Consider the following 24325-nt stretch of genomic DNA (forward strand, 5'->3'; position numbering starts at 1 on the left):
AGATGCACCCTGTGTGGAGAGGGTTCAAGGCCAACGTCCAAAAGGACGTTGGCCTTGCTATACCTGCATCAGCCGCGGTGACGGCCGCGGAAGTAGTTGATCAGGCCCTGGGTCGAAGCGTCCTCAGCCAAGGTTTCTTCGGCGCCGGTCAGACGGTTGTAGACGCCTTTGCCGAGCTCTTTACCCAGTTCAACGCCCCATTGGTCGAACGCGTTGATGCCCCAGATCACGCTTTGTACGAACACTTTGTGCTCATACATGGCAACCAGCGCGCCGAGGCGACGCGGGCTGATGCGCTCCACCACCAGGGTGTTGCTCGGACGGTTGCCCGGAATCACCTTGTGCGGGGCCAGCTTCTGCACTTCGTCTTCCGGGATGCCCTTGTCGCGCAGCTCGGATTCAGCTTCGCTGCGGGTTTTGCCGAGCATCAGTGCCTGGCTTTGGGACAGGCAGTTGGCGTACAGCCACTGATGGTGGTCGGACACCGGGTTGAAGCTGACGATCGGCACGATGAAGTCGGCCGGGATCAGTTGGGTGCCTTGGTGCAGCAACTGGTGATAAGCATGCTGACCGTTGCAACCGACGCCACCCCAGATCACTGGGCCGGTGTCGGTGGACACCGGTTTGCCGTCCTGGCGTACGCTCTTGCCGTTGGATTCCATGTCCAGCTGTTGTAAGTGCTTGGTGATGTTACGCAGATAGTGGTCGTACGGCAGGATCGCGTGGCTCTGCGCACCCCAGAAGTTGCCGTACCACACGCCCAGCAGGCCAAGCAGCACTGGCATGTTTTGTTCGAATGGCGCGTTCTGGAAATGCTGGTCCATGGTGTAGGCACCGGACAGCAGTTCCTTGAAGTTGGACATGCCGATGGCCAGTGCGATTGGCAAGCCGATGGCAGACCACAACGAGTAACGGCCGCCGACCCAGTCCCACATCGGGAAGATGTTTTCTTCGCGAATACCGAAGGCCACGGCTGCCGCGTTGTTGCTCGACACGGCGATGAAGTGGCGATACAGCTCAGCTTCCGAGCCACCTTGGGCCAAGTACCAGGCACGAGCGGCCTGGGCGTTTTTCAGGGTTTCGAGGGTGTTGAAGGACTTCGACGAAACGATGAATAGCGTGGTTTCGGCGCGCAGCTTCATGGTCAGCTCGTGGAACTCGCTGCCATCGATGTTCGCCAGGTAATGGCAGCGCACGCCTTTGTGGGCGTAGGACAACAGCGCTTCGGAGACCAGCTCCGGGCCGAGGAACGAGCCACCGATGCCGATGTTCACCACGTCGGTGATCGGCTTTTCGGTGTAGCCACGCCACAGGCCGTCGTGGATGCGGCCGACCAGGTCGGTGATCTGGTTCAGCACCTTGTGCACGTCCGGCATGATGTTCACGCCATTGACCGACAGCTTGTCACCCACTGGGCGGCGCAAGGCGGTGTGCAGGGCCGGGCGGCCTTCTGACGAGTTGACCGGTTCGCCAGCGTAGAGCGAGTTGATCGCGTCCTTGAGGCCGACTTCCTCCGCCAGCCCTACCAGCAGGTCGCGGGTTTCGCTGGTGATCAGGTTTTTCGAGTAATCGAGGAAAAGTCCGCAGCTGCTCAAGGTGAATTGGGAAAAACGCTGAGGATCGGCATTGAACGCTTCACGCATGCTGAAATCCTGCATGGCTTGGCGATGTTGATTGAGCGCTTGCCAGGCGGGCAGAGCGGTAACGTCATGAGGGGTGCGGTAGTACGCCATCGCTGCGGGTTTCCTTTTATTACGGGGACTGCCTTTAGGACACTTCATAGCCCGGAACATCCAGTCTTATCTCAAGCATTGGGTTCCAGACAGCGCTAACTATAGCGCCGGGCGATTACATTAAACCTAGCGTGTCGATATGTCTTGGCTTTGTCTGCGCTGTGGCCGGTACTTTTTTATACCGGCACAGCGAGCAGGGCAACAGGCGGGGTGTTCAGCGAGGTTTAATTGAGGCTCAAATGCAGGTTGTCGATCAACCGAGTCGTGCCCAGGAAGGCTGCCACCAGGATCACGATGTCCTTGTCCTCAGGGGTTGCCGGGCGCAGATGCACGCCCTGGCGCACTTCGAGGTAATCCACGCGCAGCCCGGCAGCTTCGATCTGCTTGACCTGTTCGGCGCGCAGCGTGGCGAAGTCATGGTCACCGTCCTTGATGGCTGCTGCAATCTGGCTGAGGCTGCGATACAGCACCGGCGCGATCCCGCGTTCCTCTTCGCTGAGAAAACCGTTGCGCGACGACAGCGCCAGGCCATCGTCGGCGCGTACGGTGGGCTCACCGATGATCTGAATCGGCATGTTCAGGTCATGGACCATGGCGCGAATCACGGCCAGTTGCTGGTAATCCTTTTGACCGAACACGGCCATGTCCGGCTGGACCATGTTGAACAGCTTGCTGACCACGATCGCCACGCCTTCGAAATGCCTGGGACGGCTGGCGCCGCACAAGCCTTCGGACAGTTGCGGGACGCTGACGCGGGTCTGGCCGGTCATGCCGCCGGGGTACATTTCCTCGACGGTGGGTGCGAACAGCAGGTTGCAGCCGGCTTGCAGTAGCTTTTCTTGGTCGGCGGCGAGGGTGCGGGGATATTTGTCCAGGTCTTCACCCGCGCCAAATTGCAGCGGGTTGACGAAGATACTCGCGACGACAAAGTCCGCTTGCTGAACAGCCTTCGTCACCAGGGTTGCATGGCCGCTGTGCAGGTTGCCCATGGTGGGTACGAAGCCAATGCGTTTACCCGCCTTGCGGGCGTGGGCGACGGCGGCGCGTAGTTCGCGTACGGTTCTTACGGTGTTCATGCAGAGAATCCGTGTTCGGCGCCTGGAAAGGTCACGCCTTTGACTTCGGTAACGTACGCGCTCAATGCCGCGTGGATGCTGTCCTGGCCGGTCATGAAGTTCTTCACGAACTTCGGCACGCGACCCGTGATCGACAGGCCGAGCATGTCGTGCAGCACCAGCACCTGGCCATCAGTGGCCGAGCCCGCGCCAATGCCGATCACCGGCACTTTTACGGCTTGGGTGATTTCTGCGGCGAGTTCGCTGGGCACGCACTCAAGCAGGATCATTGCAACGCCGGCCTGTTCCAGGGCGATGGCATCGGCACGCATCTGGCGTGCCTGGGCTTCGTTGCGACCTTGTACCTTGTAGCCGCCGAGAAGGTTTACCGACTGTGGCGTCAGGCCCATATGTGCGCACACCGGCACGCCGCGTTCAGCCAGCAAGCGAATCGACTCGGCGAGCCACAGTGCGCCCTCCACTTTGACCATGTGTGCGCCGGCGCGCATCAGTTTGCCTGCGTTGAGGAAGGTCTGCTCAGTGGTGGCGTAATCCATGAACGGCAGGTCGGCGATGATGAAGGCGCCGTCGTTACCGCGCTTGACGCTGGCAGTGTGGTAAGCCAGGTCATCGGTGGTAACGGGCAGGGTGCTGTCATTCCCTTGAAGAACCATGCCCAGGGAGTCGCCTACCAGCAACACTTCAACCCCGGCTTGGCAGCTGGCGTGGGCGAAGGTGGCGTCATAGCAGGTCAGCATGGTGATTTTTTCACCTTTGAGCTTGAGGCTCTGCAAGGTGGTCAGGGTAATGTCTGGCATGAAAAGGGTCCTCGTTCAGGCGCTTGGAAACAGCGAGTTACGCGCGTGAGTCTTCGTTTATACAGGCGCACTGTCTTGAGAGCAGTGCTTATAAGGCCTGGATTGCGCCCTTTAGCGCCGGGTTGGCGGCAGCGGGACGCCTATAGTCGTGAGGAGGACACGGGAAGTCAATTGGATGTGTTACCGCATTGTTACGCGTGGGGTGTTACCGCTGTTACTGACGCGTTTCAGCTGTGTGAGCTGGCTTAAACAATGCGTTCCAGGCCGACGAATGGGCAGGCTTCGAGCAAATCGCGCAGTGCCCTGCCATCGGGTAGCTGCAGGGCCTCAGGTGCCAATTCGGACAAGGGGTAGAGCACAAATGCGCGCAGGTGCATCTGGTAGTGCGGCACCTTCAAACGCGGCTCGTCGATCAGGCGATCGCCAAACAGCAAGATGTCCAGGTCAAGCGTGCGCGGGCCCCACCGTTCAAGGCGTTCGCGGCCGTGGTCATTCTCGATGGCTTGCAGCGCATCCAGCAGGTCCAGGGGCGCCAGGCTGCTGTCCAGGGCGGCGACCGCATTGGTGTAGCGCGGTTGGCCCGGGAGCAGGGAGTCACTTTGATAGAAGGCAGAGACGCCGAAGACGGTGGTGTCTGGCAAACGCGCGAGCGCTTCGACAGCGCTGCGCAATTGTTGCTCCGGGGCAGCGAGGTTGCTGCCCATGCCTATGTAGATACGTTCCACGTTTATTCGCCAGCGGCGCCCGAGGCATCGGCGCTGCGTTTGCGCTTGCTGCCGCTGCGACGACGCTTTTTGGGCCCTTCGCTGGCTCCATCACCTTTGCTGCCGAGGTCGCGGATCATGTCGCGGCGCTGGCTGTCGTTGGCGTCCTGGTAGTCGGTCCACCATTCGCCCAGGCCGTCAGTCTGCTCGCCGGCACTCTCGCGCAGCAGCAGGAAGTCATAGCCTGCACGGAAACGCGGGTTGTCCAGCAGCAGGTCGGCGCGTTTGCCGCTGCGGCGGGGCAGGCGTTCCTGCATGTCCCAGATTTCGCGGATCGGCATGGTGAAGCGCTTCGGAATAGCGATGCGCTGGCACTGTTCGGTGATCAGTTCGTGCGCGGCTTCCTGCATTGCCGGAATCGGCGGCATGCCACGGTCCTGCAGGCGCAGTACGCGTTTTGGCAGGGCTGGCCACAACAGGGCGGCAAACAGGAACGCCGGGGTGACCGGTTTGTTCTGCTTGATGCGCAGGTCGGTGTTGATCAACGCTTCGCTGATCAGCGTGTGCGTATAGGTAGGGTTGTACTCCAGTGCTTCGGCGCTGGCCGGGAACAGTGGGTCGAACAACTCCAGGTCCACGAGCATCTCGAAGGTGTCGGCGGCGTAGCCCGAGAGGAACAGCTTGAGCACTTCTTCGAACAGACGTGCCGAAGGGATTTCCCGCAGCATTGGTGCCAGTTCCCGAATCGGCGCGGCGGTGTGTTTCTCGATGCCGAAGTTGAGCTTGGCGGCAAAACGCACGGCCCGCAGCATGCGCACCGGGTCTTCCTGATAGCGCTGTGTTGGGTCGCCGATGAGGCGAATCAGGTTGTTGCGGATGTCGTGTACGCCATTGGCGTAATCGAGGATGCGCTCGCTGACCGGGTCGTAATAGAGGGCATTGATGGTGAAGTCGCGGCGTTGCGCGTCTTCTTCAAGAGTGCCATAGACGTTGTCGCGCAGAATGCGCCCGCTCTCGTTGCGGGAAGACTGATTGGTATCTTCCTCTTCATCGTTTTGCGGATGACCGGCGCGGAATGTCGCGACTTCAATGATTTCGCGACCAAAGTGGATGTGCACCAACTTGAAACGCCGACCGATGATGCGCGCATTGCGAAACTCGGCGCGGACCTGCTCGGGCGTGGCGCTGGTGGCGACGTCGAAGTCCTTGGGCGTGATATTGAGCAGCATGTCGCGTACGCACCCACCCACCAGATAAGCCTGGTAGCCGGCGTTCTGCAAACGTTCGACGATGTTCACCGCATAACGGCTGAACTGAGCGCGCTGCAATGAATGCTGATTGCTGTTAAGCACTTCAGGCGTGCTGCGAATGTGTTGCGTACGACGCAAGGGAGAACGGAATGACTGGAACAACTTCTTCAGCATGGGATGCACTGTTTGAAGGAATGTTCGGCCATAACGAAGAATGACCGCATGATGGGTCGGGATTCTAGCATTTAGTCAGGGGATGGTGTAGGAACAAGCTACAGGCATTGCGCCACAAGCCTTTGAGCACCAAATTCCAGAAACTACAAGGGGAGCCGAAGCTCCCCCAGAAGTAGTTGCGTGCTCTATTTTTATTATTGGTTGCGGGCTTCTTGTTTTTGTTGATCGCCCTCGCCACGAAGCTTCACCTTCATGACACTCCCAATCGGGAGTCAAGAGCAAACGGATTGCTTTGGTCGCTGTGTTGCTGATCTATGATCCAACCAGTTCAGGCTCTGCCTTAGGGCAGTTTTTGTTGTTCTCGGCCTGGTTGCGGGGCAAGCCCCAAATGCAACGCCTCTCCAAAAGAATCAGTTAGCTGCGCCTCCGCCGTGTTGTTTTTATTATGCGTGAGTCGATTCGTCTTATTTTTATTGTCTTGTACAAAGCTTGTTATTGTTTTTGTACTAAGCATATAGCAGGGTGCGTGCCAACTTTTGCAGTGCCTAGTAAAACCGGGGGGTTGAGGGGGTTTCGGGTTTTTGACGGACCAAAAAAAGCCGGGGCTTCGTTACCGTAAGCCCCGGCTTTTGTTACGCAAAAAATCAGCGGTAACAGTTTTTTCACATCATTGGGTGTTACCTAAGGGGACGCACCCTCAGCTTTCGCTGGCCACACCGGTCTTGCGTCGTGGAATACCCAGGCGCTGGCGCCGTTCCCACAGGCATTTACGGCTCACGCCCAGTTTGCGTGCCAGTTCGGTCTCGGTCATGTGGTCCTGATGCTCAAGGACGAAATGCTGGAAGTAGTCTTCCAGTGACAAATCTTCCGTCGGCTCATGGCTGGTATTGCTACCGCCGCCCGGTGTCGGGGCGAGGCCGATGAAGTCGTCATCCTCCAAGTCACTGAGTTCAATATCGATACCCAGCAGCTCGGCGGAAATTTCTGGGCTCTCCGACAGGATCACCGCGCGCTCCACCGCATTCTCCAGTTCCCGCACGTTACCCGGCCACGAGTAATGCCGAATCGCTTGCTCGGCGTCCGGCGCGAACTTGAGGTCGGTACGGTTGATGCGCGCACTCTGGCGCAGCAGGAACGCACTGGCTATCTCATTGACGTCGGCGCCACGCTCACGCAGGGCCGGCAATTTGAGCGCGATCACATGCAGGCGATAGTACAAGTCTTCACGAAACTGACCGATCTTGGCCAGGCTCTTCAGGTCTCGGTGCGTGGCCGCGATCAGACGCACGTCGACCTTCTGCGATTGCACCGAACCTACCCGGCGAATCTCGCCTTCCTGCAACACGCGCAGTAATCGCGCTTGTGCTTCCAGCGGCAGTTCGCCGATCTCATCGAGGAACAGTGTGCCCCCGTCCGCCGCTTCCACCAGGCCCGCGCGTCCGGCGCTGGCGCCAGTGAACGCGCCTTTCTCGTGGCCGAACAATTCGGATTCGATCAGGGATTCGGGGATCGCCGCACAGTTCACCGAGATCATCGGTGCTTTGGCGCGCTTGGAGAGGTTGTGCAGGGCGCGGGCCACCAGCTCCTTACCGGTGCCTGACTCGCCCTGGATCAATACATTGGAGTCCGTAGGTGCCACTTTGCGAATCTTGCTGTACAGGTCCTGCATCGGTGGGCAGGAGCCGATGATGCCGATTTCCCCATTGCTGTTGTCGACGCCCGGTTTGTCGGCGGCTTTGCTGGCGGGGCGCTGCTCGGCCGGCGCGCTGCTGGCCGACTGACGGTCACGCAGGATGCGCGCGACGGCCTGGAGCATTTCATCGTGGTCGAAGGGTTTGGCGATGTAGTCCACCGCGCCCATCTTCATGGAGTCCACCGCAGAGCGCAGGCTCGCGTAGCTGGTCATGATCAGCACTGGGGTGCCCTGGCCAAGCTTGATCAGCTCGGTGCCCGGCGCGCCAGGCAGGCGCAGGTCACTGACAATCAGGTCGAACGTGGGAATGCTGAAACGCTCTTGTGCTTCCTGCACCGAGCCGGCTTCGCTGACTTGGTACTGGTTACGTTCAAGCAGGCGACGCAAGGCAGAGCGGATAATGGTTTCGTCTTCGACGATCAAAATGTGCGGCATTGATTCAATTCTCTCGACGGTCTCAGTTCACAGCGGACGTCGCTTCGACATGACGCGGCAAGGTCACCCGAATACGGGTGCCGCGTTGGCTTTCGGTGTCAGCCGGGCTGTCGATGGTGATTTGTCCATAATGCTCTTCAACGATGGAATAGACCAGTGCAAGGCCCAGACCTGTACCTTCACCTGGATCCTTGGTGGTGAAGAAGGGTTCGAACAATCTATCCATGATGTTCTGTGGAATACCGCTACCTTCATCTTCGACGATCAGATCGACCGTATGTTCGAAAGCCTCGGTCTTGACGCGTACCGCACCACCGGCCGGCGTCGCGTCGCGGGAGTTGGACAGCAGGTTGATCAGTACTTGGGCCAGGCGTTGTGAGTCACCATCGACCCAATGGTCGGGGTCGCACAGATTGAAAAACTGCACTTCGAAATTGCGTCGGTTCAAGGCGAGCAACCCAATGGCGTCCTGCGCCACTTCGGCCAGGCAGACCGCTTCGTCCTGATTCTGATGGGCGCCCGCATGGGCAAAGCTCATCAACGACTGCACGATGCGCGATACGCGTTTGGTCTGTTCGAGAATTTGCCCGCTGATCTCGGTAATTTCCCCGTCCTCTTCACGCTCTTCCCGCAGGTTCTGCGCAAGACAGGCGATACCGGTGATCGGGTTGCCAATTTCGTGGGCCACCCCCGCCGCTAGACGCCCGATACTGGCCAGGCGCTCGGAGTGCACCAGCTTGTCTTCGAGCATCTGGGTTTCGGTCAGGTCTTCCACCAACAGCACCAAGCCGCTGTTACCGGGGGCCAGTGGCTCATCGATGGCCGCTTTGTGCAGGTTGAGCCAACGGGTCTGACCGTCGAGGGCCAGGTGCTGCTTGTGCAAGTGTTCGTCGGGCAGGTTAATAAAACCCTGCAGCAATTCTTTCCACGGATCGCCGAGTGTGTTGAGGCGCGAACCCACCACGCGTTGCGCGGCGATACCGGTGAGTTCTTCCATGGCCTTGTTCCACATCAGGATCTCCTGATCCTTGGCCAGGGAGCACACGCCCATGGGCAACTCTTGCAGCGTCTGGCGATGGTAGCGGCGCAGCGCATCAAGCTCGGCGGCAAGGCCGGTGAGGCGGGAGTGGTAATCCTCCAGCCGGCTCTCGATGAAATGGATGTCTTCGGTGACGTAGTTTTCGCCACCGGCTTTATAGGGCAAAAACGTCTCTACCATGTCCTGGGACACGCTGGGGCCCATCAGGCCAGACAGGTTGGCCTCAATGCGGTCACGCAGACGGCGTAGCGCATACGGTCGGCGCTCGTCGAACGGCAAGTAGAGGTCGCGCAGCGCCTGCTCGACTTCCTTTTGCGCGGCCTTGGCACCCAGGGGCTTGGCCAGTTGGGTGGCGAACTCCTGGGGCGATGCCGCGTGCAGTTCGCGGCGTTGCGGGCGACGTACGTTATCCACCGCACAAGCCTCGGCGGCGCTGGTTTCTTCTGGGCTGACATTGGTGAACAGTGAGATCAGGGTGAACATCAGGACGTTGGCGGCCAAAGAAGCAATCGCGGCCATGTGCCAACTGGTGTCGTCCAACACGTAAATCATGTTTAGCAGCGGGATGTAGAAACCCTGCAGGTTGCCGACCAGCGGTAACAGCATGGTGACGATCCACACCAGGATCCCGGCGAGCAGACCCGCGATAAAACCTCGGCGATTGGCCGTCGGCCAGTACAGCACCGACAGTACCCCCGGCAGGAACTGCAAGGTGGCGACAAACGCGACGATACCCAGGTTGGCCAGGTCTTGCCCGGCGCCGAGCAGCAGGTAGAAACAGTAACCGGCCATGATGATTGCGACGATCAGCGCGCGGCGGGTCCACTTCAGCCAGCGGTAGATATTGCCTTCGGCCGGTGGCTGGTACAGCGGCAGCACCAGGTGATTGAGGGCCATGCCCGATAGAGCCAGCGTCGTGACGATAATCAGCCCGCTGGCAGCAGACAAACCGCCGACGTAAGCCAGCAGCGCCAACGCCGGGCTATTGGCGGCGATACCGATACCCAGGGTGAAATACTCGGGGTTGGTGGTGGCCCCCAGTTTCAGGCCGGCCCACAGGATCAGCGGCACCGCGAGGCTCATCAACAGCAGGAACAGCGGCAAGCCCCAGCTGGCGCTTACCAGCGAGCGCGGGTTGAGGTTCTCGGTAAAGGTCATGTGATACATGTGCGGCATTACGATCGCCGAGGCGAAGAACACCAGCAACAGCGTGCGCCATGGACCTTCCTGCAACGGAGTGTGCAGGGCGGCGAGGGCGGTCTGGTTTTGCAGCAGCCACAGTTCCAGCTGTTGAGGGCCGTCGAACACACCATACAGCGCATAGAGGCCGACGCCGCCGATGGCGATCAGCTTGATCACCGACTCGAAAGCAATCGCAAACACCAGGCCTTCGTGTTTCTCGCGGGTGGCGATATGGCGTGAGCCGAAAAAGATGGTGAACAGGGAGATCAGTGCACAGAACGCCAGAGCCACCCGATGCTGTACCGGCTCACGGGTGAGGATACTGATGGAGTCGGCCACCGCCTGGATTTGCAGAGCCAGCAGAGGCAGCACGCCGATCAACATGAATATCGTGGTCAATGCCCCGGCCCATGTGCTGCGGAAGCGGAAGGCGAACAGGTCGGCCAGGGACGACAGCTGATAGGTGCGGGTGATTTTGAGGATCGGGTACAGCAATACCGGCGCCAGCAGAAACGCGCCGGATACTCCCAGATAACTGGAGAGAAAGCCGTAACCGTACTGATAGGCCAGGCCCACGGTGCCATAGAACGCCCAGGCGCTGGCGTATACGCCCAGGGACAAGGTGTAGGTCAACGGATGGCGAATGATCGCCCGCGGAATCATTCCGCGCTCACTGATCCAGGCAACCCCGAACAGCGCGGCCAGGTAGGCGGCGCTGATCAGCAGCATCTGAGTGAGGCTAAAGCTCATCGGCATCTTTTTGGCTCTGCAGGATGAAGGTCACGACGATCAGGATCAGCCACAGCAGATAAGGGCGATACCAAGCGCCCGTGGCATCGATCCACCAATCCATGATGGCGGGAGAAAACAGGTAGATCCCGACGACCAACAGCAGGACCAATCGATAGATGTACATGTTGGCCTCTGATTAGAAAACTGCGGCGATGGTAACGGATGCTTGGCAAGCTGCAAGCGCCGTCAGTTCAATTGCGCTTCGGCCAGGGTGAGTGTGCGCGGGATCTGTGTGGCATCCCAGTGCCGAATGCCCCAATCCAGCAGTTCCTTAGGGCTGGCGTGAAGCAATTCGCCGCCGGGTTGTTGGCCAAGGGCGCGTAGTGCTCTCAATAGCAAAGGCGTGGCCTGGTCGGGCGTCAACGGCGGCGAACGGTAAGACTTACCCAGTTTGTTGCCGTCCGGCTGGATGATCAGGGGCACGTGCAGGTAGCGCGGTTGGCGTAGGCCCAGCAGTTCTTGCAGATACAGTTGGCGCGGGGTGGAGTCGAGCAAGTCGGCACCCCGCACGATATCGGTAACACCTTGCCAGGCGTCATCCAGGACCACGGCCAGTTGGTAAGCATAGAGGCCGTCGCGGCGTCGGATGACGAAATCGCCTGCTTCGCGCCCCAGGTGTTGTCTGAACTCACCCTGCACACGGTCAGTAAAGTGGTACGAAAGCTCAGGTACACGTAAGCGGATGGCTGCATCTTGCTGCTCGTGACCGGCGTTGCGGCACAAGCCTGGGTAAATCCCATTGTAGGGTTCCAGTTGCTTGCGTGAGCAGGTGCAGGCGTAGGCCAAGCCGTGGTTGAACATGTCGTTCAGCACTTTGGCGTAGGCCTCGTGCCGCTCGCTTTGTCGGACCAGTTCGCCGTCCCACTCAAAGCCATAGCTTTCCAGGGCATGCAGGATCGCCGCCTGTGCACCGGGCTCTTCGCGGGGTGGGTCGAGGTCTTCCATACGCATCAGCCAGCGGCCGTGGTTGGCGCGGGCATCAAGGTAGGAGGCGAGGGCGGCGACCAGGGAGCCGAAGTGCAAATGGCCGCTGGGCGTGGGGGCGAATCGCCCGATATAGGTAGAGGCTGTCATGGGCCGGATACTACTGGAAAATCGGTAAACGCCAGAAACAAAAATGGAGCGTTTACACGCTCCATTCGTTCAGCTCGACAGGATTACTTGCCGACCTGTTTTTCCTTGATTTCAGCCAAGGTCTTGCAGTCTACGCACAGGTCCGCGGTTGGGCGGGCTTCCAGGCGGCGAATACCGATCTCGACCCCGCAGTTTTCGCACCAGCCGTACTCTTCGTCTTTGATCAGTTGCAGTGTCTTGTCGATCTTCTTGATCAACTTGCGCTCGCGATCACGGGCGCGCAGTTCAAGGGCGAACTCTTCTTCCTGGCTGGCACGGTCGGCCGGGTCAGGGAAGTTGGCTGCTTCGTCCTTCATATGGTCAACGGTACGGTCGACCTCCTGCATCAAGTCCTGTTTCCACTTGCTCAGGATCTTGGTGAAGTGCTCGCGCATGGGCTCGCCCATGTACTCCTCACCTTTCTTCTCTACGTAAGGTTCGAAGCCATTGAGGCCTTGAGTCTGCTGTTGCTTTGCTTGGGTGGACATGAATAGACCGCCTCTCACTCTTCTAATCCATTGCGCAGGATTGCAACGTCACCGACACCTGCCGGCCCTGCGGCTGCAAGCGGGCGAACTTACCAGATAGATTCGGGGTGCGCCACTCCCGGTTGTCGAGCCTGTCGCGTCGGGGTTGCAAACTGCAGAGGCCCGTCGTGGCTGGGTATGTTTCGGCTCGAATGTTGATTTTAGTCGTTTTGCGCGCGCTTGCCCGCACCACACAGGTGGCCGGGCAGGCAATAGAACATGTTTTACCGCGCGGGTTCGGTAGAATCCCGATTTTATCCTCACCGTTAAGGAAGGCTAATGGCTCAGCCCTACAGTGCGCGCAGTCGCGCCATCGAACCTTTTCATGTCATGGCGTTGCTCGCGCGGGCCAATGAGCTGCAGGCCGCCGGCAATGACGTGATTCACCTGGAAATCGGCGAGCCCGATTTCACAACGGCGGAGCCGATCATCCAGGCCGGTCAGGCGGCGCTCGCCAATGGCAAGACTCGCTATACCGCAGCCCGAGGCCTGCCAGAATTGCGTGAAGCCATCAGCGGTTTCTACCAGCAGCGCTACGGGTTGAATGTAGATCCCGAGCGTATTCTGGTCACTCCGGGAGGTTCTGGCGCGTTGTTGCTGGCCAGCAGCCTGCTGGTGGACCCAGGCAAGCATTGGCTGCTGGCAGACCCGGGTTATCCCTGTAACCGACACTTCCTGCGCTTGGTGGAAGGCGCCGCGCAACTGGTGCCGGTAGGCCCTGAAGTGCGTTATCAACTGACTGCTGACCTAGTGGCCAGATACTGGGATCAAGACAGCGTGGGCGCGTTGGTTGCCTCCCCTGCAAATCCCACCGGCACGATCCTCACGCGCGATGAATTAGCCGGGCTTTCCGAAGCAATCAAGGCGCGTAACGGCCATTTGGTGGTGGATGAGATCTATCACGGCCTAACCTACGGCACTGATGCCGCCAGCGTGCTGGAGGTCGATGATGACGCCTTCGTCCTGAATAGTTTTTCGAAGTATTTCGGCATGACCGGCTGGCGGCTGGGTTGGCTCGTGGCGCCGCCGGCTGCAGTGAGTGAATTGGAGAAGCTGGCGCAAAACCTTTATATCAGTGCGCCGAGCATGGCCCAATATGCGGCGCTCGCCTGTTTTACCCCGCAAACACTGAGCATTCTGGAGGAGCGTCGTGCCGAGTTTGGCCGTCGTCGCGACTTCCTGCTGCCCGCCTTACGCGAATTGGGCTTTGGCATTGCCGTCGAGCCGGAAGGGGCGTTCTATTTGTACGCCGATATCAGCGCATTCGGCGGTGATGCCTTCGCGTTTTGCCGGCACTTTCTCGAAACTGAGCATGTTGCGTTTACGCCCGGCTTGGATTTTGGTCGCTATCAAGCGGGCCATCATGTGCGTTTTGCCTACACGCAAAACCTCGATCGGTTACAGGAAGCGGTGGAACGCATCGCCCGTGGCTTGCGGAGCTGGCAAGGCTGATGCGCTTTTATCCTCCCCTCGAAGAAGGTCGACTGATTCGCCGATACAAGCGTTTTCTCACCGATATCGAAACTGTTACCGGCGAGTTGTTGACTATTCACTGCCCAAACACCGGTTCCATGCTCAATTGCATGGTGGAAGGCGGGCAAGTTTGGTTCAGTCGCTCCAACGACCCCAAGCGTAAGCTGCCCGGCACCTGGGAGATTGCCGAAACGCCTCAGGGCCGTTTGGCGTGCGTGAACACGGCGCGCGCCAATCAGTTGGTCGAAGAGGCGTTACTGGCTGGTGTGATCACGGAGCTCAATGGCTTTACCGCACTGAAGCGCGAAGTGCCTTACGGTCAGGAGAAAAGCCGTATCGACTTTCGGCTGGAGTATCCAGAGGGTGCGGCCTATGTCGAAGTCAAAAGCGTCACCCTAGGCTTTGATAACACCCGGGTTGCCGCCTTCCCCGACGCAGTGACCCAGCGTGGCGCCAAGCATCTGCGGGAGCTGGCCCACTTGGCGCGCGAAGGTGTGCGAGCGGTGCAGTTGTACTGCGTCAACCTCTCCGGGATTGACGCCGTGCGCCCAGCTTTGGAAATCGATGCCGTCTATGGCGCTGCCTTGCGTGAGGCTAAAGCTGCTGGAGTGGAAGTATTGGCGTACGGCGTGCGCGTGACGTCCGAGGAAATTTGCGTGGATCGCCGGTTGGACGTGCTGCTCGATTAGAGCTCTACCCACAGGCCCTGTTCGTCTTCGCGACCGCGCAGGGCTTGGAGGCTTTTACCGGAGCACGGCCCGGCAATGCACTCACCGCTTTCGATCAGGAACAGAGCGCCGTGGGTGGCGCATTGGATCAGGCTGGCGCTCTCGTCTAGGAACTTATCGGGTTGCCATTCAAGCGGTATGCCGCGATGAGGGCAGCGGTTGGTATAGAAGTAGGCAATGCCGTCCCGGCGTACCGCGAATAATTTGCAACCATCGATTTCAAAACCGAGGCTGCTGTCTGGCGCGAGGCTAGAGGAGGGGCAGAGAAACTTCATTTCAATCCTTAAGTGCCTTGACGTTCAAATGCAAACAATTATCAAATGCCGGCTCGCCCGTTAGCTGACTGGGTGCTCAGTTCGATGCATGGCAGGGGGTAACTGTCACATCAATGAGTGCCCGAAAGGCCCCGCCTTAGGAAGGAAACCCTGTTATGCGCCTGAGTGCCAGCGCTATTGCGCTTGTTGTCGGATTGCTGGTCAACCCTGGGGCGCACGCCTCTGAACTGCCACAGCGTTGGGTGAGTGCCGGTGGGGCGCTGTCGGAGTGGGTGGCGGCTCTGGGCGGTGAGCCAAAGTTGGTCGGCGTGGATACCACGAGCCAGCATCCAGAGTCTCTAAAAGCGTTGCCAAGTGTTGGCTATCAGCGGCAATTGTCGTCCGAAGGCATTCTCAGCCTGCGCCCGCAGGTGCTGGTAGGCACTGAAGAGATGGGCCCGCCGCCGGTACTGGCGCAGATTCGCAGCGCGGGGGTTCGGGTTGAAATGTTCTCGGCGCAGCCGGATTTACCGACCTTGAAAGGCAATCTTCAGCACTTGGGCAAGTTGCTGGGTGATGAGGCTAAAGCCGACGAATTGTTTACCCGGTACGAGAATGCCCTCAGTCAGCAGAAAAGTTGGGTCGCGAAGGCCCAGGCCTCCCAAAAGCCCCCTGGTGTCTTGCTACTGATCGGTCACGCCGGCGGCAAGCCGCTGATCGCTGGCAAGGACACGGCCGGAGATTGGATGGTGCAGCAGGCGGGCGGTAAAAACCTGGCCACGCACACCGGTTACAAGCCGTTTTCGGTGGAGTCGTTGGCAGGGTTGAGCCCGGATGTACTGGTATTCGCTGACCGTGCCCTCACAGGTGATGCGGCCCGTGCGGCGCTGTTCAAAGAGAATCCTATCCTGGCGTCGACGCCAGCCGCCAAGAGTGGACGTGTATTTGAGCTGGACCCGACATTGTTGGTGGGAGGGCTCGGGCCGCGCCTGCCGCAAAGCCTGGTGAAGTTGTCCGCCGGGTTATATCCGGCCCAGGCTAAACCAGCCCTATGACCACGCTGGTTAAGCCAAAAACGCTGTTTATCGGGCTGACGCTGTTGTGTGTGTTGGCGATCTGGCTTTCGTTGGCGCTGGGGCCGGTGAGCCTGCCGTTACTCGACACGCTTAAGGCGGCCTTGCGTTTGGTCGGCGTGCCAATTGAAGCGCAGGGCTTGGAGCAGGCCGAGCTTATTCTTGGGCAGATTCGTTTGCCGCGTACCTTGCTGGGCCTGGCGGTGGGCGGCGTATTGGCATTGTCGGGCGTCGCCATGCAAGGGCTGTTTCGCAACCCGTTGGCCGATCCGGGGCTGGTAGGGGTGTCGAGTGGTGCGGCGCTCGGGGCCGCCGTCGCCATCGTCGGTGGTGCGTTTTTTGGTGGTTTGCCGGATGCATTCGGGCCGTATCTCCTGTCGCTGTGCGCATTTCTTGGCGGGTTGGGCGTTACCGCGCTGGTCTATCGACTGGGGCGGCGTAATGGCCAGACCAATGTGGCGACGATGCTGCTCGCCGGTATTGCCCTCACTGCGCTGGCCGGCTCGGCGGTGGGCCTTTTTACTTACTTGGCTGACGACGCCACCCTGCGGACCCTGGCGTTCTGGAACCTGGGCAGCCTCAACGGCGCGAGCTATTCCCGCCTGTGGCCGTTGTTGATGGTCAGCGCGGGTGTGGCGCTGTGGTTACCGCGCCGGGCGAAGGCACTGAATGCGCTGCTGCTCGGTGAGTCCGAGGCCAGTCACCTGGGGATTGATGTCGAAGCACTCAAGCGCGAGTTGGTGTTCTGCACCGCATTAGGTGTCGGCGCGGCGGTCGCGGCAGCCGGAATGATTGGTTTTGTGGGGCTGGTGGTGCCGCATCTGGTCAGATTGCTCGCTGGGCCTGATCACCGCGTGTTACTTCCGGCTTCAATTTTGGCGGGCGCGAGTTTGCTGCTGTTAGCTGACTTGGTCGCACGGCTGGCTTTGGCGCCCGCGGAGTTGCCGATTGGGATTGTGACGGCGTTCATTGGTGCGCCGTTTTTTCTTTACCTGTTGTTACGGGGGCGTGCCTGATGCTGCGTGTTGAAAACCTGCAGATCAGCCGCGGTCGAAAAACCGTGTTGGCGGATGTCACTTTGGACTTGCTGCCAGGCGAAGTGCTCGGCGTGCTGGGCCCCAATGGCGCCGGCAAAAGCACGTTGCTGGGGGCGTTGTGCGGTGAGTTGCATCCCGATCACGGCAAGGTCTGGCTGGGGCAGCAGGCGCTGAAAGACTGGAGCGGATCGCAGCGCGCCCAGCGACTGGCGGTGTTGCCACAAACCTCGACCCTGGACTTTGCATTCCGCGTAGAGGAGGTCGTCGGGATGGGGCGTCTGCCCTATCAGACCGGACGCGTGCGGGATGACGAAATCATCGATGCAGCCTTGCAAGCAGCAGATGTTGCGCACTTGAGCGGTCGCAGCTACCTGGCGTTATCCGGTGGCGAGCGCCAACGCGTGCACTTGGCGCGGGTGCTGGCGCAGCTATGGCCGGGGGAGGAGGGGCAGACGTTGCTGCTGGATGAGCCTACGTCAATGTTGGATCCCCTGCACCAGCACACGACTTTGCAAACTATTCGGACTTTCGCAGATCGGGGCGCGGCGGTGCTGGTGATCCTCCATGATCTGAATCTGGCGGCGCGCTACTGTGATCGTATTCTGCTGCTTGACGGGGGGCGCCCCCACGCTCTGGATACGCCCGTGCGGGTGCTGCGTCCAGAACCGCTTAAAGCCGTGTTTGGTTTGGATGTGCTGGTACAGCCACACCCGGAGCGCGGGCATCCGCTGATCATTGCGCGTTAAAGTCTGCTTTCTTACAGACAAAAAAAGACCCGGCAAGAGCCGGGTCAAATAACCGTGATTAGCCTGATGAGGAGATAATCTGAGAGTCCGAACCAATGGTCTTTCAGTTATCGGCTGATCTCGCGACCAGTTGTGATAATCATAACGATTCTCATTTGAGAGTCAACAATTGTTTTTACGTGACCATCCGCTTTCCTTAAACAGATGTTCGAAACCTACGTAAATATTGAGTGTTTTGGTCGATCTAATTCTTCTGGCGCGTTGAGATTGCATCCAGTTGCCGGTTCAACGCTTCCTTACGCTCAACGGGGATGTCGTTCCAGTGCACATCCATCAGCGCCCCTTCGATGGCATACAGCAAAACTTTCGATGCGCGGAAGCCGCGAGTCCTTACAGCTCGATACGCATCGACCGCGCCCAAGCGCCGCAAGTCGGACGCGCTGTGGATGCCCACCGCATGCAGCCACTGCGCTGACGTCTTGCCAAGGTTTTTCAGGTGTTGCAGCTCATCGTTCATCAAGCCTCCTTGCGACGGCCGAATGGTGCGGTGGGTATTCGTGACCAGGCAAGCCTGAACAGGAGTGTAGCGTTCAGTAGGAAAAGCGTGGTTCTTTGGTCCGAAACGGCCAAAAAGCTTATAAGAATGGCGCGGGGATTTTGACGGCGAGCAGGCGTGAGCCGCCCGCTACACGTTGCGCGTAGCGGGCTTGAGGCGTGTGTTACTTGGTACGGTAGCGCAGACGCGTGCCGAAATTGACCGACATGAGAATTTCGTCGGCGGTCAACTCAGGCGGAAAATAAGTGCCCGAAATCTGCGCATGGGCCAGGCTGGCGCCCTCCAGCGAACAGTCGCGCAAATCCAACCCGCGCAAGTCGGTGGAGCGGAAATACGCGTCGGTAAAATCTACGCCGGTGACATTCAGCTCGCGTAAGTCCAGCCCACGGAAGTCGCCTCCGCGCATGTCGATAGCGCCGTCTTTCGGACGCTCCTGGTTGAAACCGCGAATATCGTCTTTATGCAGGAGCGAGTAGAGCGGGGTATCGAGAAGCTTGGGCTGACTCATGACAACGAACTCCTGTTGGATTTATGGCGCCATTATAGTGCCACTATTGCTCGGCCGTGCGCCCAAGTAGACGACACGACCAAGAAATTTTTCTTACAGGCCTGGCAAGCGCTGGCGAATTTGCGCGACCACCGCGTCGAGAGTCCCGCTTTGATTGGTCTCGACGCGTTTGCTCAGTAACAGTTCTTCAGCTGTGAGGGGGTCACGGTTGGCCTGCTGTGCTTCGATAACGGCCAGAGTAGCGTCGGACGGATCGTTTTTGTCTGCCTGACGTTGTGCCAGCCAACTGCTGATAACGGCCTGTGGTGCGTTGCAGTCCAGAATAAGGAAGGGCGCACCGGTGGCTTCGGCAACCTTGGCGGCGGCTTCACGTTGTTCGCGTTTCAGGAAGGTGGCATCCAGTACCACCGGGAAGCCGGCACGCAGCACGGTATCTGCGAGGTCGTTCAAACGAGCGTAGGTTGCTGTGCTGGCGTCGGCTGCATAGATACCGGCCTGCAGCGTGTTTTCCACTTGCTGCTCGCCGAATAGGCGTTTGCGTTCCACGTCCGACCGCAGGCGCACGGCACCAAGCGCTTCCACGAGGCGCATGGATACGTGGCTTTTGCCCACAGCCGAGACGCCGTGGGTAATCGCCAGGAAGCGTGAAGGAATAGTGCTGTAGCTTTCTGCCAGGTTCGCGTAGTTGCGGTACTGGCGCAGAGTGGTGGCGCGTTGTACCGGGCTTGCTTCGCTCGGCATGCTGAACAACGACACCTTGGCGCGTACCAGGGCGCGGTAGGCTTTATAGAAGTTCAGCACTTCAAGGCCCTGATAGTCGCCGGTCAGTTCCAGGTATTGGCTGATGAAGCGGCGGGCCAGGGACTTGAGTCCGCGGTCTTCCAGGTCCATTGCCAGGAAGCCGGTGTCGGCATACACGTCGGTGAAGCGAAACGGTTCGTTAAACTCGATGCAGTCGAAAATCACCACTTGGCCGTCGATCAAGGTGGCGTTACCGAGGTGGATATCACCGTGGCATTCGCGGGTGAAACCGTCGAGCTTGCGCTGTGCCAGCAGTGGCTTGAGGCGTTCGAAGCTGCTTTCGGCCCAGGCTTGCAAGGCTTCGAGTTGAACCAGGTCTGCCTTATCGCTTAGGAACGGACGGATCTGCTCGAAGTTCTGCCGTACCGGTGCCATCACTTCGTCAGGAGTGCCAGCCGGATGCGTTTGCGGGACTTTCGGTGCCGTGAGATGGAAGTGTGCAATTTGCTTGGCCATTTCATCGATGTGCGCTGCCGTCAGTTCGCCATTGGCTTGCAGGGTGCTGAGCAGTTGGCTTTGCGGGAACTGGCGCATCTTTAGTGCGTATTCGATCACCGGGCCGTCGCCGCCCAATTGAGGCGCTTCGGCAGTGCCGGTAATCGGCAACACGTCCAGATACAAATCGTTCGTCAGACGCTGGTTCAGACGCAGCTCTTCGTTGCAGAAGTGTTCGCGCTTTTCCAGGTCGGTGAAGTCCAGAAACCCGAAATTCATCGGCTTTTTCAGTTTATAGGCGTAAGGGCCGGTCAATACGACCCATGAAATATGGGTCTCGATGACTTGGAACGCTTCAACCGGATGAGGGTACAAAGCCGGGTTTTGCAGGGCGGCGATCAGTGACTGGCTCACGGGCGATCCTTCAGAGTCTGGGGGAAATCATGGCGCGCATTATGGCTGCTACGGACGGTCGTGCAAACCGCTGTCCGGCTCATGTTGATCATCAATAAAGTGCGTATAATCCGCCGCCATGACTCGAACCCGATCTCCCCGTTCCCGTAAAAAACCTCCTTCCCGCGGCCTGCGCCCTTGGCTTGGCTGGGCGCTCAAGCTCGGCCTCGTAGGCCTTGTGGTACTCGCCGGCTTCGCCGTGTACCTCGACGCTGTGGTCCAGGAGAAGTTCTCCGGCAAGCGCTGGACCATTCCTGCAAAGGTGTACGCGCGCCCGCTGGAATTGTTCAGTGGCCAGAAGCTGAGCAAGGATGACTTCCTTACCGAGCTCGATGCCCTCGGCTACCGCCGCGAACCCGTGAGCAACGGCCCGGGTGCGGCCGCTGTCAGCGGAAACACTGTCGACCTGAATACCCGTGGCTTCCAGTTCTATGAAGGCCTGGAAAAAGCCCAGCCGGTCCGCGTGCGCTTTTCCGGTGATTACGTCGCCGAGTTGTCCTCCCTCAACGGCTCGAAATTGCCGGTGGTACGTCTTGAACCGTTGATGATCGGCGGGATTTACCCGAAAAACCTTGAAGATCGCATCCTGATCAAGCTTGATCAGGTGCCTCCGTACCTGCTGGAAACTCTGGTTGCGGTAGAGGATCGCGATTTTTATAGCCACTGGGGTGTTTCGCCGAAGTCGATTGCCCGTGCGGTTTGGGTGAACACGTCCGGCGGCAAGATGACCCAGGGCGGCAGTACGCTGACTCAGCAGTTGGTGAAGAACTTCTACCTCACCAACGAGCGCAGTCTGACCCGAAAGCTCACCGAAGCGATGATGGCTATGCTGCTTGAGCTTCACTACAGCAAGCAGGAAATCCTTGAGGCATACCTCAACGAGGTCTTCGTCGGGCAGGATGGCCAGCGCGCGGTACATGGCTTCGGTCTGGCCAGCCAGTTCTTCTTCGGTCAGCCGCTGTCTGAGTTGAAGCTGCATCAAGTGGCCTTGTTGGTGGGGATGGTCAAGGGGCCTTCCTACTACAACCCGCGTCGCAATCCTGAGCGTGCGCTTGAGCGCCGTAACTTGGTGCTGGATGTACTTGAGCAGCAAGGCGTGGCCACGGCTGAACAGGTGGCCGCAGCGAAGAAAATGCCGCTGGGTGTGACAACTCGCGGCAAGTTGGCGGACAGTTCATTCCCAGGCTTTATCGATCTGGTTAAACGTCAACTGCGTGAAGACTACCGCGACGAGGACTTGACCGAAGAAGGTTTGCGAATTTTCACCAGTTTTGACCCGATTTTGCAGATGAAGGCCGAAGCGTCAGTCAGCGATACCTTCAAGCGTCTGACGGGTCGTAAGGGCTCCGACGAAGTAGAAGCCGCAATGGTGGTCACCAATCCGGAAACCGGTGAAGTCCAAGCCATGATCGGCAGTCGCCAGGCGAGTTTTGCCGGATTCAATCGTGCTTTGGATGCGGTGCGGCCGATTGGTTCGCTGGTCAAGCCTGCGGTCTACCTCACTGCGTTGGAAAAACCGAGCAAGTACACCCTGACGAGCTGGCTGTCGGATGATCCGCTGTCGGTCAAAGGCGGGGACGGCCAGGTGTGGACCCCACAGAACTTCGATCGCCGTTCCCACGGCACGGTGTTCCTGTATCAAGGCTTGGCGCACTCCTACAACATCTCTACATCTCGGCTTGGCCTGGAAGTCGGCGTGCCGAATGTCCTCAAGACGCTGGCTCGACTGGGCATCACCCGCGAATTCCCGGCGTTCCCATCGATCCTGTTGGGCGCCGGCGCCATGACGCCGATGGAAGTCGCGACCATGTACCAGACCCTTGCCAACGGTGGCTTCAACACTCCGATGCGCGGGATCCGCAGTGTACTGACGGCTGAGGGTGAGCCGCTCAAGCGCTACCCGTTCCAGATCCAGCAGCGCTTTGACGCTGGCTCTATCTACCTGATACAGAACGCCATGCAGCGCGTGATGCGTGAAGGTACCGGTAGCTCGGTCTATAAGGTGCTTCCGTCCAACCTGACGCTGGCGGGCAAGACCGGTACCAGTAACGATTCGCGCGATAGCTGGTTTGCAGGTTTCGGTCAGGATGTACTGGCCGTGGTGTGGCTCGGTCGAGACGACAACGGTAAGACGCCTTTTACCGGTGCTACCGGTGCGTTGCAGGTCTGGACCAGTTTTATGCGCAAGGCCGACCCGTTGCCATTGAATATGCCGCAGCCGGATAACATCGTGCAGGCCTGGATTGATCCGCATACCGGCCAGGGTTCCGACGCTAACTGTCCGGGCGCAGTACAGATGCCGTATATTCGCGGCAGCGAGCCACCACCCGGTGCTGCGTGCGGCGGCAGTGCCCCTGCGGACGCGGAATCGGTGATGGATTGGGTCAAGGGCTGGATGAATTAAGCAAAGAGGGTTTCAAGTGAACAAGTGGTGTATTCCAGCGATTACAGCTCTGGCTTTGCTCAGCGGTTGCTCCAGCGTGCAGCGCGGCTCCATTCCCGTGGTGGATTCGAGCACTGCCGTCTCCAATAGCGACCGGATCTCGGCCAATGGCGGTTTCCGCCAGACCGTGACCAACCGTCCGGCGCAGGCCAAGCCTCAGGCCGTGCCGCAAGATTCGGGTGTGGTGGTGATGGTGCCGGGCGGCGGCGCCGCTACGTCCGCACCGATCAGTGCCGAGCCATGGACTCCAGGGCCAAGCACCTCCGGACCGATTGAGTCCGCGCCGATTCAGACCGCGCCGATCAATCAGGGCACTTACAACATGCCGTCGACGCCGAGTGGCATTCCATCTTCCTCCAGTGGCGGCGGCCTTTCGGCTGACGAGCAACTGGACGGTCCGGTGCTGGCCTTGCTGACTACGGCGCAGCAACAACAGGCCGGTGGCGACCTGAACGGCGCTTCATCGAGCCTTGAGCGGGCGCAGCGAGTTGCACCTCGTGAACCGCAAGTACTGTATCGCCTGGCACAGGTACGCATGGCCCAAGGCGATGCGCCTCAGGCCGAACAGTTCGCCCGTCGTGGCCTCACGCTGGCCAACGGTCGTCCCGATCTGCAGGCCAGTCTCTGGGCGTTAATCGGAGATGCGCGCGCCGCACAAGGTGATGCCGCTGGCGCTGCTCAGGCCCGGCAGAAAGCCAAGGTCAGCCTCTGATGGATGTACGGTTTCCCGCGATTGCCGAACAGTTATTGCTGATTGAGCGCGAACTGCGCATACAAGGCTGGTGGGATGAGGTGTCCCCCAGCATCGAGGCGCTCAGCAGTGTTGAGCCGTTTTCGGTGGATACCCTGGACTTTCACCAGTGGCTGCAATGGATTTTCCTGACGCGCATGAAGCAGATCCTCGAACAGGACCTGCCACTGCCCAATGCGTCAGGGATTCTGGAGATGGCCGAGATGGTGTACGCCGATCGGCCGCGCGAGAGCCTCGGTTTACGCAATGCGCTGAAAAAGTTCGATCAATTGATCGTCGACGCTCGTTAATTGCCTGACTGCCGGTTTTTTCGGCAGTCTTGCGCATATTTCTACCGCTTGACGACATTCAGGCGAGTTTTATCCCTCCTCAAAGCCCTTTCTTCTACGTTCTCATGCGCTTAGTTGGAAAAAAGCGCAATTATTGCTTGACTTGAACGGCCTGAAACAGAAGAATCCAAAGTCCGCTGTATCGGGACTGCCAGAAGCAGGCCCGCTCAGCAGATCATGAGGCGCACATCCGCGCCGACCTGTTACACCCGCAACGCGTTAC

Annotated in this window: 22 protein-coding genes; 8 read left to right on the forward strand and 14 right to left on the reverse strand. The window is 59.3% G+C overall.

Annotated features, from left to right (window positions below; genetic code table 11):
• Positions 1-68: 68 nt before the first annotated feature.
• The 10 genes from pgi to dksA form a co-directional block, all read right to left on the reverse strand.
• Positions 69-1733, reverse strand: a complete 1665-nt coding sequence (gene pgi / locus AB4N82_RS14325; RefSeq protein ID WP_095186254.1) for a glucose-6-phosphate isomerase — start codon at positions 1731-1733, stop codon at positions 69-71.
• A 224-nt stretch (positions 1734-1957) separates the two neighbouring features.
• The gene (gene panC / locus AB4N82_RS14330; RefSeq protein ID WP_460105084.1) at positions 1958-2809 is read right to left on the reverse strand and encodes a pantoate--beta-alanine ligase; all 852 of its coding nucleotides are present in this window, start codon (positions 2807-2809) and stop codon (positions 1958-1960) included.
• A complete protein-coding gene (gene panB, locus AB4N82_RS14335) occupies positions 2806-3606 on the reverse strand; it encodes a 3-methyl-2-oxobutanoate hydroxymethyltransferase (RefSeq protein ID WP_032884735.1) in 801 nt (266 codons plus the stop codon). The genes panC and panB overlap by 4 nt, the downstream gene beginning before the upstream one ends.
• A 245-nt stretch (positions 3607-3851) precedes the next feature.
• Positions 3852-4331, reverse strand: a complete 480-nt coding sequence (gene folK, locus AB4N82_RS14340) for a 2-amino-4-hydroxy-6-hydroxymethyldihydropteridine diphosphokinase (protein ID WP_095186257.1) — start codon at positions 4329-4331, stop codon at positions 3852-3854.
• A gap of 2 nt (positions 4332-4333) precedes the next feature.
• Positions 4334-5734, reverse strand: a complete 1401-nt coding sequence (locus AB4N82_RS14345; protein WP_032884738.1) for a polynucleotide adenylyltransferase PcnB — start codon at positions 5732-5734, stop codon at positions 4334-4336.
• A gap of 697 nt (positions 5735-6431) precedes the next feature.
• Positions 6432-7862: a sigma-54-dependent transcriptional regulator gene (locus AB4N82_RS14350; protein ID WP_032884739.1), complete on the reverse strand. Its 1431-nt coding sequence runs from the start codon at positions 7860-7862 to the stop codon at positions 6432-6434.
• A gap of 22 nt (positions 7863-7884) precedes the next feature.
• A complete protein-coding gene (locus AB4N82_RS14355; protein ID WP_163034913.1) occupies positions 7885-10839 on the reverse strand; it encodes a sensor histidine kinase in 2955 nt (984 codons plus the stop codon).
• Positions 10823-10999, reverse strand: a complete 177-nt coding sequence (locus tag AB4N82_RS14360; protein WP_003176118.1) for a hypothetical protein — start codon at positions 10997-10999, stop codon at positions 10823-10825. Before AB4N82_RS14360 ends, AB4N82_RS14355 begins: the two co-directional genes overlap by 17 nt.
• Positions 11000-11061: 62 nt before the next feature.
• The gene (gene gluQRS, locus AB4N82_RS14365) at positions 11062-11949 is read right to left on the reverse strand and encodes a tRNA glutamyl-Q(34) synthetase GluQRS (protein ID WP_122765314.1); all 888 of its coding nucleotides are present in this window, start codon (positions 11947-11949) and stop codon (positions 11062-11064) included.
• Between the two features lie 83 nt (positions 11950-12032).
• Positions 12033-12476, reverse strand: coding sequence for an RNA polymerase-binding protein DksA (dksA, locus tag AB4N82_RS14370; RefSeq protein ID WP_032884743.1), 444 nt, complete (start codon positions 12474-12476; stop codon positions 12033-12035).
• Between the two features lie 318 nt (positions 12477-12794).
• On the opposite strand from dksA, the gene AB4N82_RS14375 reads away from it, so the two are divergent.
• Both AB4N82_RS14375 and sfsA read left to right on the forward strand, forming a co-directional pair.
• Positions 12795-13967 carry a pyridoxal phosphate-dependent aminotransferase gene (locus tag AB4N82_RS14375; RefSeq protein WP_122755952.1) on the forward strand — a complete coding sequence of 391 codons (1173 nt, stop codon included), beginning with the start codon at positions 12795-12797 and terminating at the stop codon, positions 13965-13967.
• On the forward strand, positions 13967-14677 hold the full coding sequence (gene sfsA, locus AB4N82_RS14380; protein WP_095186258.1) for a DNA/RNA nuclease SfsA: 711 nt from the start codon (positions 13967-13969) through the stop codon (positions 14675-14677). The genes AB4N82_RS14375 and sfsA overlap by 1 nt, the downstream gene beginning before the upstream one ends.
• On the opposite strand, the gene AB4N82_RS14385 is transcribed toward sfsA, so the two are convergent.
• Positions 14674-14991 (reverse strand): Rieske (2Fe-2S) protein, encoded by a 318-nt coding sequence (locus AB4N82_RS14385; protein ID WP_122765315.1) that lies wholly within the window; start codon positions 14989-14991, stop codon positions 14674-14676. The genes sfsA and AB4N82_RS14385 overlap by 4 nt on opposite strands.
• Positions 14992-15146: 155 nt before the next feature.
• On the opposite strand from AB4N82_RS14385, the gene AB4N82_RS14390 reads away from it, so the two are divergent.
• The 3 genes from AB4N82_RS14390 to AB4N82_RS14400 are packed head-to-tail and all read left to right on the forward strand — an operon-like array spanning position 15147 to position 17826.
• On the forward strand, positions 15147-16025 hold the full coding sequence (locus AB4N82_RS14390) for a heme/hemin ABC transporter substrate-binding protein (protein WP_122765316.1): 879 nt from the start codon (positions 15147-15149) through the stop codon (positions 16023-16025).
• A 50-nt stretch (positions 16026-16075) separates the two neighbouring features.
• Positions 16076-17059: a FecCD family ABC transporter permease gene (locus AB4N82_RS14395; RefSeq protein WP_163034915.1), complete on the forward strand. Its 984-nt coding sequence runs from the start codon at positions 16076-16078 to the stop codon at positions 17057-17059.
• A complete protein-coding gene (locus AB4N82_RS14400; RefSeq protein ID WP_122765317.1) occupies positions 17059-17826 on the forward strand; it encodes a heme ABC transporter ATP-binding protein in 768 nt (255 codons plus the stop codon). Before AB4N82_RS14395 ends, AB4N82_RS14400 begins: the two co-directional genes overlap by 1 nt.
• Before the next feature lie 244 nt (positions 17827-18070).
• On the opposite strand, the gene AB4N82_RS14405 is transcribed toward AB4N82_RS14400, so the two are convergent.
• The 3 genes from AB4N82_RS14405 to AB4N82_RS14415 form a co-directional block, all read right to left on the reverse strand.
• Entirely contained in the window at positions 18071-18343 is a 273-nt protein-coding gene (locus AB4N82_RS14405; protein ID WP_032884753.1) for a TfoX/Sxy family protein, read from the reverse strand.
• Between the two features lie 202 nt (positions 18344-18545).
• Positions 18546-18890, reverse strand: coding sequence for a pentapeptide repeat-containing protein (locus AB4N82_RS14410; RefSeq protein ID WP_122765318.1), 345 nt, complete (start codon positions 18888-18890; stop codon positions 18546-18548).
• 93 nt (positions 18891-18983) lie between these two features.
• Positions 18984-20540, reverse strand: coding sequence for a bifunctional aminoglycoside phosphotransferase/ATP-binding protein (locus AB4N82_RS14415; protein ID WP_095186262.1), 1557 nt, complete (start codon positions 20538-20540; stop codon positions 18984-18986).
• Positions 20541-20658: 118 nt separating this feature from the next.
• Between AB4N82_RS14415 and mrcB the strand changes: the two genes are divergently transcribed.
• Genes mrcB through AB4N82_RS14430 form a run of 3 tightly spaced genes read left to right on the forward strand, consistent with a single transcriptional unit; the run spans position 20659 to position 24063 of the window.
• Positions 20659-22983: a penicillin-binding protein 1B gene (gene mrcB, locus AB4N82_RS14420; protein ID WP_122765319.1), complete on the forward strand. Its 2325-nt coding sequence runs from the start codon at positions 20659-20661 to the stop codon at positions 22981-22983.
• Positions 22984-22999: 16 nt separating this feature from the next.
• Positions 23000-23734 carry a tetratricopeptide repeat protein gene (locus AB4N82_RS14425; protein ID WP_122765320.1) on the forward strand — a complete coding sequence of 245 codons (735 nt, stop codon included), beginning with the start codon at positions 23000-23002 and terminating at the stop codon, positions 23732-23734.
• Positions 23734-24063, forward strand: a complete 330-nt coding sequence (locus AB4N82_RS14430) for a YqcC family protein (protein WP_032884758.1) — start codon at positions 23734-23736, stop codon at positions 24061-24063. Before AB4N82_RS14425 ends, AB4N82_RS14430 begins: the two co-directional genes overlap by 1 nt.
• Positions 24064-24325 lie beyond the last annotated feature (262 nt).

It is taken from the genome of Pseudomonas sp. H1_D04, assembly GCF_054683855.1.

Coding starts and splice junctions, on each gene's coding strand:
- AB4N82_RS14360 (WP_003176118.1), bottom strand. CDS start 10,999: ATGTACATCTATCGATTGGTCCTGCTGTTGGTCGTCGGGATCTACCTG.
- AB4N82_RS14400 (WP_122765317.1), top strand. CDS start 17,059: ATGCTGCGTGTTGAAAACCTGCAGATCAGCCGCGGTCGAAAAACCGTG.
- AB4N82_RS14390 (WP_122765316.1), top strand. CDS start 15,147: ATGCGCCTGAGTGCCAGCGCTATTGCGCTTGTTGTCGGATTGCTGGTC.
- AB4N82_RS14375 (WP_122755952.1), top strand. CDS start 12,795: ATGGCTCAGCCCTACAGTGCGCGCAGTCGCGCCATCGAACCTTTTCAT.
- AB4N82_RS14430 (WP_032884758.1), top strand. CDS start 23,734: ATGGATGTACGGTTTCCCGCGATTGCCGAACAGTTATTGCTGATTGAG.
- panB (WP_032884735.1), bottom strand. CDS start 3,606: ATGCCAGACATTACCCTGACCACCTTGCAGAGCCTCAAGCTCAAAGGT.
- AB4N82_RS14350 (WP_032884739.1), bottom strand. CDS start 7,862: ATGCCGCACATTTTGATCGTCGAAGACGAAACCATTATCCGCTCTGCC.
- mrcB (WP_122765319.1), top strand. CDS start 20,659: ATGACTCGAACCCGATCTCCCCGTTCCCGTAAAAAACCTCCTTCCCGC.
- AB4N82_RS14405 (WP_032884753.1), bottom strand. CDS start 18,343: ATGAACGATGAGCTGCAACACCTGAAAAACCTTGGCAAGACGTCAGCG.
- AB4N82_RS14410 (WP_122765318.1), bottom strand. CDS start 18,890: ATGAGTCAGCCCAAGCTTCTCGATACCCCGCTCTACTCGCTCCTGCAT.
- sfsA (WP_095186258.1), top strand. CDS start 13,967: ATGCGCTTTTATCCTCCCCTCGAAGAAGGTCGACTGATTCGCCGATAC.
- AB4N82_RS14355 (WP_163034913.1), bottom strand. CDS start 10,839: ATGCCGATGAGCTTTAGCCTCACTCAGATGCTGCTGATCAGCGCCGCC.
- AB4N82_RS14385 (WP_122765315.1), bottom strand. CDS start 14,991: ATGAAGTTTCTCTGCCCCTCCTCTAGCCTCGCGCCAGACAGCAGCCTC.
- dksA (WP_032884743.1), bottom strand. CDS start 12,476: ATGTCCACCCAAGCAAAGCAACAGCAGACTCAAGGCCTCAATGGCTTC.
- pgi (WP_095186254.1), bottom strand. CDS start 1,733: ATGGCGTACTACCGCACCCCTCATGACGTTACCGCTCTGCCCGCCTGG.
- panC (WP_460105084.1), bottom strand. CDS start 2,809: ATGAACACCGTAAGAACCGTACGCGAACTACGCGCCGCCGTCGCCCAC.
- AB4N82_RS14345 (WP_032884738.1), bottom strand. CDS start 5,734: ATGCTGAAGAAGTTGTTCCAGTCATTCCGTTCTCCCTTGCGTCGTACG.
- gluQRS (WP_122765314.1), bottom strand. CDS start 11,949: ATGACAGCCTCTACCTATATCGGGCGATTCGCCCCCACGCCCAGCGGC.